At 59.2% G+C, this 16,041-nt stretch carries 12 protein-coding genes; 8 read left to right on the forward strand and 4 right to left on the reverse strand.

What is annotated here, in order from left to right; all coding sequences use genetic code 11:
* Nucleotides 1-139: 139 nt before the first annotated feature.
* The 8 genes from atzF (at nucleotide 140) to urtE (ending at nucleotide 11,785) form a co-directional block, all read left to right on the forward strand.
* Entirely contained in the window at nucleotides 140-1,942 is a 1,803-nt protein-coding gene (gene atzF, locus AC3Y5R_RS04510; RefSeq protein ID WP_489920332.1) for an allophanate hydrolase, read from the forward strand.
* Nucleotides 1,935-5,552 (forward strand): urea carboxylase, encoded by a 3,618-nt coding sequence (uca, locus tag AC3Y5R_RS04515; protein ID WP_489920333.1) that lies wholly within the window; start codon nucleotides 1,935-1,937, stop codon nucleotides 5,550-5,552. The genes atzF and uca overlap by 8 nt, the downstream gene beginning before the upstream one ends.
* A gap of 10 nt (nucleotides 5,553-5,562) precedes the next feature.
* Nucleotides 5,563-6,273 carry a GntR family transcriptional regulator gene (locus tag AC3Y5R_RS04520; protein WP_489920334.1) on the forward strand — a complete coding sequence of 237 codons (711 nt, stop codon included), beginning with the start codon at nucleotides 5,563-5,565 and terminating at the stop codon, nucleotides 6,271-6,273.
* A 25-nt stretch (nucleotides 6,274-6,298) separates the two neighbouring features.
* Nucleotides 6,299-7,567 (forward strand): urea ABC transporter substrate-binding protein, encoded by a 1,269-nt coding sequence (gene urtA, locus AC3Y5R_RS04525; RefSeq protein WP_489920335.1) that lies wholly within the window; start codon nucleotides 6,299-6,301, stop codon nucleotides 7,565-7,567.
* 83 nt (nucleotides 7,568-7,650) lie between these two features.
* On the forward strand, nucleotides 7,651-9,225 hold the full coding sequence (gene urtB, locus AC3Y5R_RS04530) for an urea ABC transporter permease subunit UrtB (RefSeq protein ID WP_489920336.1): 1,575 nt from the start codon (nucleotides 7,651-7,653) through the stop codon (nucleotides 9,223-9,225).
* Nucleotides 9,225-10,301 carry an urea ABC transporter permease subunit UrtC gene (gene urtC / locus AC3Y5R_RS04535; protein ID WP_489920337.1) on the forward strand — a complete coding sequence of 359 codons (1,077 nt, stop codon included), beginning with the start codon at nucleotides 9,225-9,227 and terminating at the stop codon, nucleotides 10,299-10,301. Before urtB ends, urtC begins: the two co-directional genes overlap by 1 nt.
* On the forward strand, nucleotides 10,294-11,085 hold the full coding sequence (urtD, locus tag AC3Y5R_RS04540; protein WP_489920338.1) for an urea ABC transporter ATP-binding protein UrtD: 792 nt from the start codon (nucleotides 10,294-10,296) through the stop codon (nucleotides 11,083-11,085). Before urtC ends, urtD begins: the two co-directional genes overlap by 8 nt.
* A gap of 1 nt (nucleotide 11,086) precedes the next feature.
* Nucleotides 11,087-11,785, forward strand: a complete 699-nt coding sequence (gene urtE / locus AC3Y5R_RS04545; RefSeq protein ID WP_158781914.1) for an urea ABC transporter ATP-binding subunit UrtE — start codon at nucleotides 11,087-11,089, stop codon at nucleotides 11,783-11,785.
* A gap of 51 nt (nucleotides 11,786-11,836) precedes the next feature.
* Here urtE and AC3Y5R_RS04550 read toward each other — a convergent pair whose 3' ends face one another.
* Genes AC3Y5R_RS04550 through leuC form a run of 4 tightly spaced genes read right to left on the reverse strand, consistent with a single transcriptional unit; the run spans nucleotide 11,837 to nucleotide 15,819 of the window.
* Nucleotides 11,837-12,805, reverse strand: coding sequence for a LysR substrate-binding domain-containing protein (locus AC3Y5R_RS04550; protein ID WP_489920339.1), 969 nt, complete (start codon nucleotides 12,803-12,805; stop codon nucleotides 11,837-11,839).
* Nucleotides 12,806-12,836: 31 nt separating this feature from the next.
* Nucleotides 12,837-13,751 carry an alpha/beta fold hydrolase gene (locus AC3Y5R_RS04555; RefSeq protein WP_489920340.1) on the reverse strand — a complete coding sequence of 305 codons (915 nt, stop codon included), beginning with the start codon at nucleotides 13,749-13,751 and terminating at the stop codon, nucleotides 12,837-12,839.
* A 15-nt stretch (nucleotides 13,752-13,766) separates the two neighbouring features.
* Nucleotides 13,767-14,396, reverse strand: coding sequence for a 3-isopropylmalate dehydratase small subunit (leuD, locus tag AC3Y5R_RS04560; RefSeq protein WP_489920341.1), 630 nt, complete (start codon nucleotides 14,394-14,396; stop codon nucleotides 13,767-13,769).
* The gene (gene leuC / locus AC3Y5R_RS04565; RefSeq protein ID WP_489920342.1) at nucleotides 14,383-15,819 is read right to left on the reverse strand and encodes a 3-isopropylmalate dehydratase large subunit; all 1,437 of its coding nucleotides are present in this window, start codon (nucleotides 15,817-15,819) and stop codon (nucleotides 14,383-14,385) included. Before leuC ends, leuD begins: the two co-directional genes overlap by 14 nt.
* Between the last annotated feature and the right edge of the window lie 222 nt (nucleotides 15,820-16,041).

Here is a 16,041-nt window from a genome sequence, read left to right on the forward strand (position 1 = left end):
TTTTGTTCACTCCCTGCCCATCCATCGTGCACCTCAGCACCCCCTCATAATAAAAATCATTTATTTACATACACCTGCTCAGGTGGCACAACTTTTGCTTAATTGAATTCCATCTTGTATACCAGATGGAATTCAACCTATGGCTTTGACCACCGGCTTCACCCTGAACGACTGGCAGCAGCACCATCAGCAGCATCCTCAGGATGTGGTGGCTACGCTGGAGTCGCTGCTGTCCGGTTTATCCACTGCGGATAATGCCTGGCTGTATCTCGCTACCCCGGCCCAGCTGCGCGCTCAGCTGGAACCCCTGCTGGCGGTCTGGCAGCAAAATCCGGCCTCGCTGCCGCTGTTCGGCGTGCCGTTCGCGGTCAAGGACAACATTGATGTGGCGGGATGGCCGACCACCGCAGCCTGCCCGGCCTTTGCCTATGAGGCCGAAGCCGACGCCACCGCAGTGGCTAATCTCAAGGCAGCCGGTGCCGTGGTGATCGGTAAAACCAATCTCGATCAGTTCGCTACCGGCCTGGTCGGCACCCGCTCGCCGTTTGGCGCGGTGCAAAACACCTTTGATCCTGCGTATGTCAGCGGCGGCTCCAGCTCAGGCTCGGCTTCCGTGACCGCCCGTGGCCTGGTGTGTTTTGCGCTGGGAACCGACACTGCAGGTTCCGGCCGCGTGCCTGCCGGATTCAACAATATCGTTGGCCTGAAACCAACCAAAGGCTGGCTCTCCGCCACCGGCGTGGTTCCGGCCTGCCGCCTGAACGACACCATTTCCCTCTTTGCCCTGACAGTGGAAGATGCGTTCCTCGCTGCCACCTGCGCCGGAGGCTATGACGCCAGCGATGCCTATTCCCGCGCGAATCCAGGCCTGGCTCCGGCGGCCCTGCCCGCTGCGCCGAAGCTGGCGATCCCGGCTAACCCTACCTTCTTTGACGATGCGCAGGCTGAAGCCGCGTGGGAAAAATCACTGACCGCGCTGCAGACAGGAGGGGCCACGCTGCATCCGATTGATTTCTCGATCTTCCACCAGCTGGCTGAACAACTTTATTACGGCCCGTGGGTGGCTGAACGTACCGTCGCCGTCGGCGAGATGCTGGATCGCAAAGACGAGATGGATCCGGTGGTGTACGGCATCGTCGCCAGCGGGAAAAACTACAGCGCCGTGGATGCTTATAAAGCGGAATACCTGCGGGCAGAACTGAGCCGCCAGATCCAGCAAACCCTCAGCCAGTTTGATGCACTGGTTGTCCCGACCTCTCCCACCATCCACACGCTGGAAGAGATGAAACAGGAGCCGGTTCGCTACAACTCGCAGTTCGGCACCTATACCAACTTCACCAACCTGGCCGATTTGTCCGCGCTGGCACTGCCCGGCCCGTTCCGCGAGGATGGCCTGCCAGCCGGGATCACCCTGATCGCCCCAGCCTGGTATGACCGTGCACTGGCGGCCTTCGGCCAGAAATGGCAGGCCCGTCAGGCCCTGAGCCTCGGTGCAACTGGCAATGCTCAGCCTGCCAGCCACGCCTCTTTGCCAGCCTCGCCGCTGCATGTCCGTGTGGCCGTCGTTGGCGCTCATCTGACCGGGATGCCGCTCAACCACCAGCTGACCACCCGCGATGCGGTACTGGTTGAAGAGACCAAAACCGCCGCCTGCTATCGCCTCTACGCGCTGGCGAATACCAAACCGCCCAAGCCGGGCCTGGTAAAAGGCAGCGACGGCGCGTCGATCATCGTTGAGCTGTGGGATATCCCGCTGGCACGCTTCGGCGAGTTCGTGGCAGAGATCCCTTCCCCGCTGGGTATTGGCACGCTGGAGCTGGCCGATGGCCGCCTGGTGAAAGGCTTTATCTGTGAACCTGCAGTGCTTCCCGATGCGACCGACATCACTGATTTTGGCGGCTGGCGTAACTGGCTGACCCGCAAGGAGACCCCGAATGTTTAATACCGTCCTGATTGCCAACCGTGGCGAAATTGCCTGCCGTGCAATTCGCACCCTCAAGCGACTGGGCGTCACCAGCGTGGCGGTTTATTCCGATGCGGATAAAAATGCCCAGCACGTCAAAGATGCTGACATTGCCATTGCGCTGGGCGGCGAGAAAGCCACTGACAGCTATCTGCGCATCGATAAAATGCTTGCCGCAGCGAAAGAAACTGGCGCACAGGCCATCTGGCCAGGCTACGGTTTTCTCTCCGAGAGCCTGCCGTTTGCCGCCGCCTGTGAAGAAGCCGGGATCGCCTTTGTCGGCCCCACTGCTCATCAGATCGGCGAGTTTGGCCTGAAGCACCGCGCCCGTGAACTGGCCGCCGCCGCAGGCGTGCCAATGACGCCGGGTACGGCACTGCTCGACTCGCTGGAAGAAGCACTGAGCGCCGCAGACAGAATTGGCTACCCGGTGATGCTGAAAAGCACCGCTGGCGGCGGCGGTATCGGCCTGACACGTTGTGCAGATGCTGATGCACTACGCAGCGCCTGGGAAAGCGTCCGCCGCCTTGGCGAACAGTTCTTCAGCGATGCTGGCGTGTTCCTGGAACGCTGCATCGATCGTGCCCGCCACGTTGAGGTGCAGATCTTTGGCGACGGCAAAGGCAAAGTGATCGCTCCTGGCGAACGCGACTGCTCCCTGCAGCGTCGCAATCAGAAAGTGGTGGAAGAAACACCTGCCCCGAACCTGCCGGAAAGCACCCGCGCTGCCCTGCTGGAATCTGCGGTTAAGCTGGGCGAACTGGTCAGCTACCGCAGCGCCGGTACGGTTGAATACATCTATGATGCTGAGCGCGATGAGTTCTTCTTCCTGGAAGTGAATACCCGTTTGCAGGTTGAGCATCCGGTCACCGAATGCGTCACCGGGCTGGACCTGGTGGAGTGCATGCTGCGCGTGGCGGCAGGTGATGAGCTGGACTGGACGCGCATGGTGCAGGCTCCGCAGGGTGCCTCGATTGAAGTGCGTATCTACGCCGAAGATCCGCTGAAAAACTTCCAGCCAAGCCCCGGCGTGCTGACCGAGGTCTGCTTCCCGGAAAACGTGCGGGTGGATGGCTGGATCTCCACCGGCACCGAAGTGTCGGCCTTCTACGATCCGATGATCGCCAAACTGATCGTCCATGCGGAAAACCGCGAAGCCGCGCTGGCAAAAATGGCCCAGGCGCTGAGTGAAACACGCCTGCACGGCATCGCCACCAACCTTGATTATCTGCGTCAGATAGTGGCAACTGAAGCCTTCCGCAGCGGCAAAGTCTGGACGCGCATGCTGGACAGCTTCACCCCGGCTTCTGCAGTAGTCGAAGTGCTGCAGCCCGGTACCTGGAGCAGCATTCAGGATTACCCGGGTCGTCTGGGTTACTGGGATATCGGCGTGCCGCCTTCCGGCCCGATGGATGACTTTGCCTTCCGGCTGGCGAACCGCATCGTCGGCAACGCCGAAGAGGCCGCCGGCCTGGAATTCACGTTGCAGGGACCAACGCTGCGCTTCCACAGCGACACAATTATTTCCCTGACCGGGGCTGAATGCCCGGCCACGCTGGATGGCGAACCGGTCAGTTACTGGCAGCCAGTCTCAGTGAAAGCAGGACAAACCCTGATGCTGGGCCGTGCTCAGATGGGTTGCCGCACTTATCTGGCGGTGCGCAACGGCTTTGACGTGCCGGAATACCTCGGCAGCCGCTCGACCTTTGCCCTCGGCCAGTTTGGTGGCCATGCCGGTCGCACTCTGCGCGTGGCGGACATGCTGGCGATCTCTCAGCCTGAACTGGCGGCCTGCACCACTCCGGCTCCGGTCAGCGAACCGCAGGCTGTGGATGCCTCTCTGATCCCGACCTACAGCGACGAATGGAGCATTGGCGTGCTGTACGGGCCGCACGGTGCACCGGATTTCTTCACCCAGGAATCCATCGACGAATTCTTTACCAGTGAGTGGCAGGTCCACTACAACTCCAACCGTCTGGGCGTGCGCCTGGCAGGGCCAAAACCGAGCTGGACCCGCGCCAACGGCGGCGAGGCCGGTTTGCACCCTTCCAACGTTCACGACTGTGAATACGCTATTGGCGCGGTGAACTTTACCGGCGACTTCCCGGTGATCCTCACCCGTGACGGACCAAGCCTGGGTGGCTTCGTCTGCCCGGTCACTATCGCCAAAGCCGAACTGTGGAAAGTCGGCCAGGTCAAACCAGGCGACCGCATCCGCTTCCATCCGGTCAGTTTTGACGAAGCACACGCGCTGGAAAAAGTGCAGGCACAGAGCGTTCAGACGCTGCATGGTGCGGTGAAACCTCTCTTTGAAGTGCCGTCGCTGGCGGAAACAGACCACGGCTCCGCCACCGTGCTGGCCGCGCTCAAAGCTACCGCGTTCACCCCGACTGCGGTTTACCGTCAGGCAGGCGACAACTACATCCTGATGGAATACGGCGACAACGTGCTGGATCTGGCACTGCGCCTGCGTGTCCATCTGCTGATGACCGCGCTGCGCGAAACCGGCCAGCCGGGCATTGAAGAGCTGTCGCCAGGCGTCCGCTCACTGCAAATCCGCTACGACAGCCGGATCCTCAGCCAGAAACAGCTGCTGACCCTGCTGCTGGAACTGGAAAAAAACCTCGGTGACGTCAGTCAGATGAAAGTGCCTTCGCGCATTGTCCATATGCCGATGGCCTTTGAAGACAGCGCCACGCTGGGTGCGGTTGAACGTTACAAAGAAACCGTCCGGGACAGCGCTCCCTGGCTGCCAAATAACGTCGACTTTATCCAGCGCATCAACGGCCTGGCCACTCGCGAAGAAGTTCGCCAGACCATTTTTGATGCCAGCTATTTGATCCTCGGTCTGGGCGATGTCTATCTGGGCGCACCTTGTGCGGTTCCGATCGATCCACGCCATCGCCTGCTCAGCTCCAAATACAACCCGGCGCGAACCTTCACTGCGGAAGGCACTGTCGGCATAGGCGGCATGTACATGTGTATTTACGGCATGGACTCCCCGGGTGGCTATCAGCTGGTGGGCCGCACGCTGCCAATCTGGAACAAATTCCTGAAAAACGAGCAGTTCGCCGCTAACGAACCCTGGCTGCTGCACTTCTTCGATCAGGTGCGCTTCTACCCGGTGAGCGAAGCCGAGCTGGACGTGCTGCGCGAAGATTTCCGCGAAGGCCGCGCCACCATCACCATTGAAGAGACGGTGTTTGATTTTGCTGAGCATAAGCAGTTCCTCAGTGACAATGCCGCCGCTATTGCCGATTTCCGTCAGAACCAGGCCACCGCCTTCGAAGCGGAAGTGGCACTGTGGGCGCTGGAAGAGGAAGGCGCGCCGCTGACCAGTGAAGAGAACCTGCTGCCAGCAGAAGAGGATGAAAGCGCGCTGCAGGTCAGCGCAGATCTGAACGGCAACATCTGGAAAGTGCTGGTCAGCCCGGGCGATGAAGTGGTCGCCGGGCAGCCGGTGATCATCGTTGAAGCGATGAAGATGGAGCTGGCAATCCATGCGCCGCAGGCTGGCCGCGTGAAGCGCATCGGCTGCCAGCCGGGCCGTCCGGTCAGCCCTGGCGACGCGCTGCTGTGGCTGGAATAAAGAGGTGAGCATGCAGGAGCTTCACGCCCGACGTAGCAAGGGCCGTCCGGAAGCGCTGGCGGAAAAGGTCTACCAGACCATTAAAAACGACATCTTCGACTTTCGCCTGATGCCGGGCGACCGCTTCAGCGAAAGCGAGATGGCGGAACGCATGGATGTCAGCCGCACCCCGGTGCGGCAGGCGCTGTTCTGGCTGGAGCGTGAAGGCTACGTCGAGGTGTGGTTCCGCAGCGGCTGGCAGGTGCGCCAGTTCGACTTCGAGTATTTCGAGGAGCTGTATGACCTGCGTATTGTGCTGGAGTGCGAGGCGGTTCGCCGCCTCTGCGCCATGCCAGCCGGACGAGCCAGCGATCTGCTCAGCGAACTGAAACGCTTCTGGATGGATGATCTCCGGCTGCAGGATGGCAAAGCCGTTTCCCTGCACGACGAGGCCTTCCATATGGCGATAGTCGCGGCGGCAGGCAACAGCGAAATGGCCCGCATCCATGCCGAACTGACCGAAAAGATTCGCATCATCCGCCGCCTCGACTTTACCCGCGAGGACCGGATCGAAGCGACATACAACGAACACGCCCGAATTTTGCAGGCGGTATCACAACAACAAAGCGAGGAGGCACAGCGGATTCTGACCGCCCATATATCCGTCAGTAAGGCCGAGGTCAGAAAGATCACATTACACAGGCTGCAGCAGGCAAGACTTCAACCGGATTCACCCACATAATTCAACGATATCAGGGGTTCGCCAGATGAAAAGACGTTCATTACTGAAGGTATTTGCACTTTCGGCAACGGTTATGAGTATGGGTTTAGCGTGGGGTGCGCAGGCGGCGGACACCATTAAAGTCGGCATCTTATCCTCGCTTTCCGGCACCATGGCCATCTCGGAAACGCCGCTGAAAGACGTGGCGCTGATGACCATTGACGAGATCAACGCCAAGGGCGGCGTGCTGGGGAAAAAGCTGGAACCGGTGGTGGTCGATCCGGCGTCCAACTGGCCGCTGTTTGCTGAAAAAGCCCGCCAACTGCTGACTCAGGACAAAGCGGCCGTGGTGTTTGGCTGCTGGACTTCGGTCTCCCGTAAATCCGTGCTGCCGGTGTTTGAAGAACTGAACGGCCTGCTGTTCTATCCGGTGCAGTATGAAGGTGAAGAGATGTCGCCTAACGTGTTCTATACCGGCGCTGCCCCTAACCAGCAGGCGATCCCGGCGGTGGAATACCTGATGAGCGAAGACGGCGGCAGCGCGAAACGCTTCTTCCTGCTGGGTACCGACTATGTTTATCCACGCACCACCAACAAAATCCTGCGTGCCTTCCTGCACTCCAAAGGCGTGAAGGACAGTGATATTGAAGAAGTCTACACGCCGTTTGGCTACAGCGATTACCAGACCATCGTCTCCAACATCAAGAAATTCTCGGCCGGGGGTAAAACTGCGGTGATCTCCACCATCAACGGCGACTCTAACGTGCCGTTCTATAAAGAGCTGGCTAACCAGGGCATTAAAGCGACCGACGTGCCGGTTGTTGCCTTCTCGGTGGGTGAAGAAGAGCTGCGCGGCATCGACACCAAACCGCTGGTCGGCAACCTGGCGGCCTGGAACTACTTTGAATCTGTCGACAACCCGGTTAACAAGAAGTTTGTGGCGGATTACCGTGCCTGGGCCAAAGCGCACAACCTGCCGAACTACAATACTGCGGTGACCAACGACCCGATGGAAGCGACCTATGTCGGCATCCATATGTGGGCGCAGGCGGTAGAGAAAGCAGGCACCACCGACGTGGACAAAGTGCGTGCGGCAATGGCCGGACAGACTTTCAAAGCACCGGACGGCTTTACCCTGACCATGGATCAGACCAACCATCATCTGCATAAGCCGGTAATGATTGGCGAAATCGAAGGCAATGGTCAGTTCAACGTGGTGTGGCAGACGGATAAACCAGTGCGTGCGCAGCCGTGGAGCCCTTACATTCCGGGCAACGACAAGAAACCCGATTACCCTGTTAAATCAACGCAATAACCTTTAAGGGCGGGATTTTTCCCGCTCCTGCGCGGGGCGTGTCGTGCGCCCCGCATCCCAATCCTGACATGATGGGCATTGCGATGATAATACGTCGACTTTTTACGCTCTTACTTTCGCTGTGCCTGCTGGCGCCTCTGTCCGCCCTTGCCGGGCCTGCAGCGGATTTCTCTGCCGCCAGCCGGACAGATCAGATCAAACTTTTGCAGGCATGGGCCGCCGCGCCGGATGCCGCACGCCTTCCTTTCCTGCAGGCACTGCATCAGGAAAATGTGGTGCTGGATGAAAACAAACAGCCGTTCAGCGAGGCCGATGGCAAGCTGACGCCGCTCGACAACGTGGAAAAACCGGCTGGTGACACCAAAAAGCTGTTTATGAACAACCGCCTGCGAGTGCTGATTGCCACCACGCTGGCCGCCCATCAGTTGGTCAGTAATAACGTCGCGATCCGTCTGAGCGCCGCCCGTGAGCTGCAAAACGACGCGCAGGCCGATCAGTTGCCGCTGCTGACTCAGTGTCTGGCCGCCGAAAAAGACAGCGGCGTGCATGCGGTACTGGCTCAGGCCGTGGCCGGATTGCAGATCGGTGATGCCGACCCGCAGGTGCGGCTGAAGGCAGTGAAACTGCTGGGTGAAACCAGCGATCCACAGACTCAGGCCGCGCTTGACCGCCTGACTCAACCACAAAACGAACCGGATGCCGGAGTGCGCGCCACCGCCGTCGACAGCCTGAAACAGATTAAACAGCGGCTGATGCTGGGCGATCTGCTTGGTCAGGCGTTTACCGGCCTGTCGCTGGGCTCGGTGCTGCTGCTGGCCGCTCTGGGACTGGCGATCACTTACGGCCTGCTGGGCGTGATTAACATGGCGCACGGCGAGATGCTGATGCTCGGCGCTTACTCCACGTGGATGGTGCAGACGCTGTTCCAGCGCTTCGCTCCGGAGTGGCTGGCATTCTATCCGCTGCTGGCGCTGCCGGTGGCTTTTCTGGTCACCGCCGCGATTGGTATGGCGCTGGAAAGAACCATTATCCGCCACCTGTATGGCCGCCCGCTGGAAACACTGCTGGCAACCTGGGGGATCAGCCTGATGCTGATCCAGCTGGTGCGGGTGCTGTTCGGCGCGCAGAACCTGGAGGTCGCCAACCCGCCGTGGCTGTCAGGCGGGTTGCAGGTGCTGCCAAACCTGGTGCTGCCGTACAACCGTATTGCGGTAATCCTGTTCGTGTTTGGTGTGCTGCTCCTCACCTGGTTGCTGCTGAATAAAACCCGGCTGGGAATGAACGTGCGGGCCGTCACGCAAAACCGCGCGATGGCTGACTGCTGCGGCGTGCCAACCGGGCGGGTGGATATGCTGGCCTTCGGGCTGGGTTCCGGCATCGCCGGGCTGGGCGGCGTGGCGCTGTCGCAGTTGGGCAACGTCGGCCCGGAGCTGGGCCAGGGCTACATTATCGACTCCTTCCTGGTGGTGGTCACCGGGGGTGTCGGACAGCTGGCCGGAACGGTGGTCGCCGCTTTCGGGCTGGGCATTCTGAACAAAGTGCTGGAACCGCAAATCGGTGCGGTACTCGGCAAGATTCTGATCCTGGTGCTGATCGTTCTGTTTATTCAGAAACGACCCCAGGGACTGTTTGCCTTCAAAGGGAGGGTGATTGACTGATGGCACAACCCATGACGCTCACCCTGGCGCAAAAAGCGCCGCGCCTGAGTCTCGGCCTCGGCCTGCTGGCCCTGCTGATCCTTCTGGTGCTGCCCTTTCTCGCGCTGCTGCCTGTGGATAACCCGCTGGCGATGTCGATCTATACCCTGACGCTGGTCGGCAAAATCCTCTGCTATGCCATCGTCGCCGTGGCGCTGGATCTGGTATGGGGCTATGCCGGGCTGCTGTCGCTCGGGCACGGCCTGTTCTTCGCGCTGGGCGGCTATGCGATGGGGATGTACCTGATGCGCCAGGCCGCCGGAGACGGGCTGCCCGCCTTTATGTCCTTTCTGTCATGGGACCACCTGCCGTGGTTCTGGGCAGGAACGCAGCACTTTGCATGGGCACTGTGCCTGATTGTACTGGTGCCGGGCGTGCTGGCGCTGGTGTTTGGCTGGTTTGCCTTCCGCTCGAAAATCAAAGGGGTCTATTTCTCGATCATGACCCAGGCGCTGACCTATGCCGGGATGCTGCTGTTCTTTCGCAATGAAACCGGCTTTGGCGGCAACAACGGCTTTACCGGCTTCACCACTTTGCTCGGCTTCCCGGTGACCGCCCCCAGTACCCGCATCGGGCTGTTCGTCGCCACTGTGTTGCTGCTGGTCGCCAGCCTCGGGATTGGTTTTGCGCTGGCCCGCAGTAAGTTTGGCCGGGTGCTGACCGCCGTGCGCGATGCCGAGAACCGCCTGATGTTCTGCGGCTACGACCCGAAAGGCTTCAAGCTGTTCGTCTGGACGCTGTCAGCGATGCTTTGTGGGCTGGCCGGGGCGCTGTATGTGCCGCAGGTCGGCATTATCAACCCCAGCGAGATGTCACCCACCAACTCCATTGAGGCGGCAATCTGGGTCGCTCTCGGTGGACGCGGCACGCTGATTGGTCCGCTGCTCGGTGCCGGGATCGTTAACGGGGCCAAAAGCTGGTTTACCGTGGCTTTCCCTGAATACTGGCTGTTTTTCCTGGGCCTGATGTTTATCCTCGTGACGCTGTTTTTACCACGGGGCGTGATTGGCCTGCTCCGCCGGAGGAAGCATGACTGAGCAACTTTTTACGCAGCCCCATCCGGCGGACCACCATCGCCAACAGACAGATCCTGTGTTGCAGCTGGAAAACATCAACGTCTCTTTTGATGGCTTTAAGGCGCTGACCAACCTGTCGCTGCAAATCGGCGTTGGCGAACTGCGCTGTGTTATCGGGCCAAACGGCGCGGGTAAGACCACGCTGATGGATGTGATCACCGGGAAAACCAGGCCGGACAATGGCCGGGTGTTTTACGATCAGAGCACCGATCTCACCACCCTTTCGCCGGTGGAAATTGCCCGCATCGGCATTGGCCGCAAATTTCAGAAGCCGACGGTGTTTGAAGCCCTGACGGTATTTGAGAATCTTGAGATTGCGCTGAAAACCGACAAATCGGTGTGGGCCTGCCTGCGCAGCAAGCTGAACGGCGAGCAGCAGGACCGCATTGATGAGGTGCTGAAACTGCTGCGGCTGGGCGCGGAACGTCATCGTCCGGCAGGCCTGCTGTCACACGGGCAGAAGCAGTTTCTGGAGATCGGCATGCTGCTGGTGCAGGACCCGCATCTGCTGCTGCTGGATGAACCGGCTGCGGGCATGACCGATGCGGAAACCGACTACACCGCCGAGCTGTTCCGCAGCCTGGCAGGCCAGCACTCGCTGATGGTGGTGGAGCATGACATGGGTTTTGTCGAAACCATCGCCGACCACGTCACGGTGCTGCATCAGGGCCAGGTGCTGGCGGAAGGCTCACTGCGCGAAGTGCAGGCTAACGAGCAGGTTATCGAAGTTTATCTGGGGCGCTGATATGTTACAGGTATCTGAACTGAATCAATATTATGGTGGCAGCCATATCCTCCGCGGCCTCTCATTCGACGCGAAGCCCGGCGAGATCACCTGCCTGCTGGGCCGTAACGGCGTGGGCAAAACCACGCTGCTGAAATGCCTGATGGGGCTGATCCCGGCAAAGTCCGGCACCATTCGCTGGCAGGATAAAACTCTCAACGGGCGTAAACCGCACCAGCGGGTGCAGGCCGGGATTGCCTATGTTCCTCAGGGGCGCGAGATTTTTCCCCGGCTGACGGTGGAAGAGAACCTGCTGATGGGGCTGGCACGGTTTTCAGGTTCGCAGGCCAGGCAGGTGCCGGAAGAGATTTACCAGCTGTTTCCGGTGCTTAAAGAGATGAAACAGCGGCGCGGCGGCGATCTTTCAGGTGGGCAACAGCAGCAGCTGGCGATTGGCCGTGCGCTGGCGTGCAAGCCACAGTTGCTGATCCTGGATGAACCGACGGAAGGGATCCAGCCGTCGGTGATCAAAGAGATTGGTGCGGTGATCCGCCAGCTCGCCCAGCGAGGCGATATGGCGATCCTGCTGGTTGAGCAGTTTTATGATTTTGCCGCCGAGCTGGCCGACAGTTATCTGGTGATGTCGCGCGGCGAAATCGTCCAGCGCGGTCGTGGAGAAAGCATGGAGGCAGACGGCGTCCGGGGTCTGGTGGCGATTTAAGTCAGAAGCCAGGGTTTATCCTCGCGACCCTGGCCCTCATTAACGGACGGCTCAGCGTGCCTGCCCCGTTACGCCTGCCCCCGGCAGGCGTTTGGCAAAATAGTCGCTCAGGAAATCAATGCAGGTTTTAATCCGCAGGGAGCCGGATGAGCGTTGCGTATAAACCGCCCAGATATTCGCTTCCTGATACCACTCGGGTAACAGCTGGACCAGATCGCCGCTTTGCACATATTTTGCCACGTCCCAGGCCGAACGAAGCACAATGCCGTGTCCCCGCAGCGCCCAGGCCAGCACCACGCTGCCGCTGTTGGAGGAGTGGCGGCTGTTGACGCGACACAGAATATTCTCCCTGCCATTAGTGAGCGCCCAGTGACCATAAGCCGAGCTTCTTTCCTGGATAATCAGGCATTCGTGACGGCCAAGTTCGTCTGCATTCGCAGGCGTTCCGGCTCGCTGCAGGTAGTCCGGCGACGCGCATAATATCCGCCGGTTCGCTGCCAGCCGCCTGGCAATGTAGAGGTCTTTGATGTCATCCCCTACCAGAATTTCTATATCTACGCCCTCATTGATGAGATCCACCTCCCTGTCGCTGAGCACCAGCTTCACGTTGAGTCCCGGGTGCAGCAGCATCAGTTCTGACAGGGCCTGCGACAGGTATTCGTGGCCAAAGCCGAACGAGCAGCTGAGGATAATATTACCGGTCAGCTCGCCGCGCAGCCCGTTGAGATCGCTGACAAAATCCCCCACGCTGCCGACAATCTGCACCGCCCCTTCCAGCGCCTTCTCGCCTTCCGGGGTGAGCCGCATGATGCGGTTATTGCGAAAAAACAGCCGGGTGCCCAGCCGTTTCTCCAGAGTGGCAATGCGCTTGCTGATGTAAGAGGGAGAGAGGCCTAATTCCAGCGCCGCTCTGGCGAACCCGCCATTGCGGGCCACCGTGACAAAAACATGCAGATCTTCAATCGAAGGCCAGCCCGCCACTGGCTGAAGGTGGTTTTTTCCTGCTGGGGTGCTCTTCATAGTCGCCGGAAACAGAGTGGATAATAGGGTTTTATAACACTGTTTTCAGGAATGGCTGAAGTTTATGCAGGAAGAGTTCGGGGATCTCTTCCTGCGGAGAGTGCCCGCAGGGCAGTGCTTCACCCTGAATGTTGAGGGCTTTATCACGCCAGGTCGCCAACACATCGTAAAGCTGTCCGACGGTTCCCAGTTCGCCCCACAGCAGTAACAAAGGACACTGAATGCGCTTATCCTGATCCTCCGCATCATCCTGCAAGTCAGTCGTGGCTGCCGCCCGATAGTCTTCACAGACAGCGTGGATCATCTCCGGCTGCTGATAGCAGCGCAGATATTCGCTGAAAATATCTTCTGACATTGCCCCGGGCGTTTTTAACTGGCCGTTTATATGCTTGCGCAGAAAAAATGCCGGGTCGTGCTGAATCAGCGTTTCGGGGACTGGCGCAGGCTGGATCAGCATGAACCACCAGAAATAGCGCGTGGCAAACGCCTGGTCCGTTAACGCATACATGGTTGCTGTCGGCGCAATATCGATGAAGGTGCAACAGGATACGCACTGCGGGTGATCCAGGGCCAGCCGGTGCCCCACCCTCGCGCCCCGGTCGTGCCCCACAAAAGCAAAAGTCGGGTAGCCCAGCGCGGCCATCAGTAACACGCAATCTTGTGCCATAATCCGTTTTGAATAGGGCCGGTGTTGCTCATCGCTGGCAGGTTTATCACTGTCGCCATATCCCCGCAGATCGGCCATGATAACGGTGTGATTTTTTGCCAGCTCCGGCGCGATTTTACGCCAGGTCAGATGGTTTTGCGGATGGCCGTGGAGCAGCAGCAGCGGCGGGCCTTCACCTCCCATCGCGACTCTGAGGGTAATGCCGTTCGCCAGACTGACGTCTTTCAGGCTGAATCCGGGAACAAAGGAGGAAACGCCTCGTTCGGTAATAGCACTCATGCGATCCTTCCTTCGTTAACGGCGAGGGTTGAGCGTCGGGCGTTTCAGCCAGGGCTTCCCGGCATAATGCCGCGCTTCGAACTGCTCAATGTCGGCAAGATATTGCCATGTCCAACCGATAGAATCTTCGCCGCCTGACAGCATTTCCCGCTTCAGCGCACTGACGGAAAACACCAGCGTCGCCGCACCTGCGGTGATTTCTCCTTTCTCCAGCGAAACGGTAATCGTATTGGTGTCCGGGTTCGCGGCCAACTGGCTCAGGCGCTCATAAGCCCCCTCGTCCAGCGAGACGGTGAGCACGCCATTCTTCTGGCAGTTATCGTCAAAAATCCCGGCAAAGCTGGTGCCGATCAGTGCGCGGATCCCCAACTGCCTTAATCCCCAGACTGCATGTTCCCGGCTGGAACCACAGCCGAAATTGGGGCCAACCAGCAAAAAGGTTGCCCCCTGCCAGCCGGGCTGATTCAGAATGAAGTCGGCGTTCAGCTCGCCTTCCGCAGTAAAACGGCGGTCGAAAAACACCCCTTTATCCAGCCCCTGACGATCGATTCCTTTCAGGAACTGCTTGGGCATAATGACATCGGTGTCGATGTTCGCGTCCGGCAGCGGCGCTACCACGCCGGAGACCTGTTTAAATGACTCCATTTTTTCCTCCGGTATTCAGTACGGTACGCACATCTTCAAGATGGCCACTGATGGCGGCTGCCGCGACCATCGCCGGGCTCATCAGGTGAGTTCTCGCCCCGCCGCCCTGCCGTCCGGGGAAGTTGCGGTTGGTTCCTGAAGCACAGCGATCGCCGGGCGCAAGCACATCTTCATTCATTGCCAGGCACATTGAGCATCCCGACTGACGCCACTCAAAACCGGCGTTGATAAACTGCAGCGCCAGCCCTTCTTCTTCGGCCTGACGACGAACCTGCGACGATCCCGGCACAATGATGCCCCTGACGTGACTGGCAATTTTGCGGCCCTGGATCACCGCCGCAGCCGAACGCAGATCTTCAATACGGCCATTGGTGCAGGATCCAATAAATGCATGGGTGATCTGAATATCACGAAGCGGCGTTCCGGCAGTCAGTCCCATGTACTGCAACGCCTTACGGATCGCCTGCTGTTTAGCCGGGTTGGATTCTTTTTCCGGATCGGGGACGGATCCGGAGATGGTGGTAGTTTGATCCGGGCTGATCCCCCAGGTGACTTTGGGTTCCAGCTCGCTACAGTTTATCTGCACCGTTCTATCAAATACGGCGTCCGGATCGCTGCGTAGCGTTGCCCATTCGCTGAGCGCCTGCTGCCACAGCTCGCCCACAGGCATCTGCGGTTTGCCTGCAATGTAGTCAAAGACTTTCTGGTCTGGCGCGATAATTGCGCCACGCGCTCCGGCTTCCACGGCCATATTGCAGAGCGTCATTCGCCCTTCCATGCTCAGGGCGCTAATCGCCTCGCCATCAAATTCAATCGCATAGCCGGTGGCACCCGACGCGCCGATTCGTTCCAGCAGTTCGAGGATGATATCTTTGGCCGAACAGGCATAGGGCAACTCGCCCCTGACCGTCACCAGCAGCGTTTTCAGCTTGCGGTAGACCAGTGTTTGCGTGGCCAGTAAATGCTCAATTTCTGAAGTGCCGATCCCAAACCCCAGCGCACCAAAAGCGCCGTAGGTGGTGGTATGGCTGTCCCCAGCGGCAATCACCATGCCCGGCATCACCATGCCCTGTTCATGGGCGACCACGTGCTCAATGCCCTGTCGGGGATCCAGTACATCAAAGAGTTCGATGCCAAAATCAGCGGCGTTCTGCCTGAAATAATCCACCTGCAGCTGCCCGCCTGCATCGGTCATCTCTGCGTCACGTTCGGGTCTGGTGGGGTTCACGTGGTCGACATTGAGCAAGATGGTTGCCGGGTGACGGACAACCCGCCCACTCTCTCTCAGCCCGCTGAAAGCCTGCGGGCTGGTATATTCGTTGAGGATCGAGCGATCGATATAGAGCAGTACATGGCCTTCATCGTCCAGCTCACGGACCACGTGCGACTCAATTAATTTCTCATACAGCGTTTTATTCGACATAGCGGCTATCCAGTATGATCAATTTCAAAAGGGATGATTCAGGGGGGGCTGTGATGATTTATTCGTCAGATTATGACATGGAATTTTTGCGGCATTGATGCCATTCGGGAAAGGAGTCAGTGACGAAATGTGCATATTCCAGCGTTATGCGTCGGGTATGCTGGCTTCGCTGTTTCAGGCAACTGGACGGGAAAGAGTGGCGATTACGGGTGGAGCTGGTCT

Source organism: Erwinia sp. 009765445, from assembly GCF_058137865.1.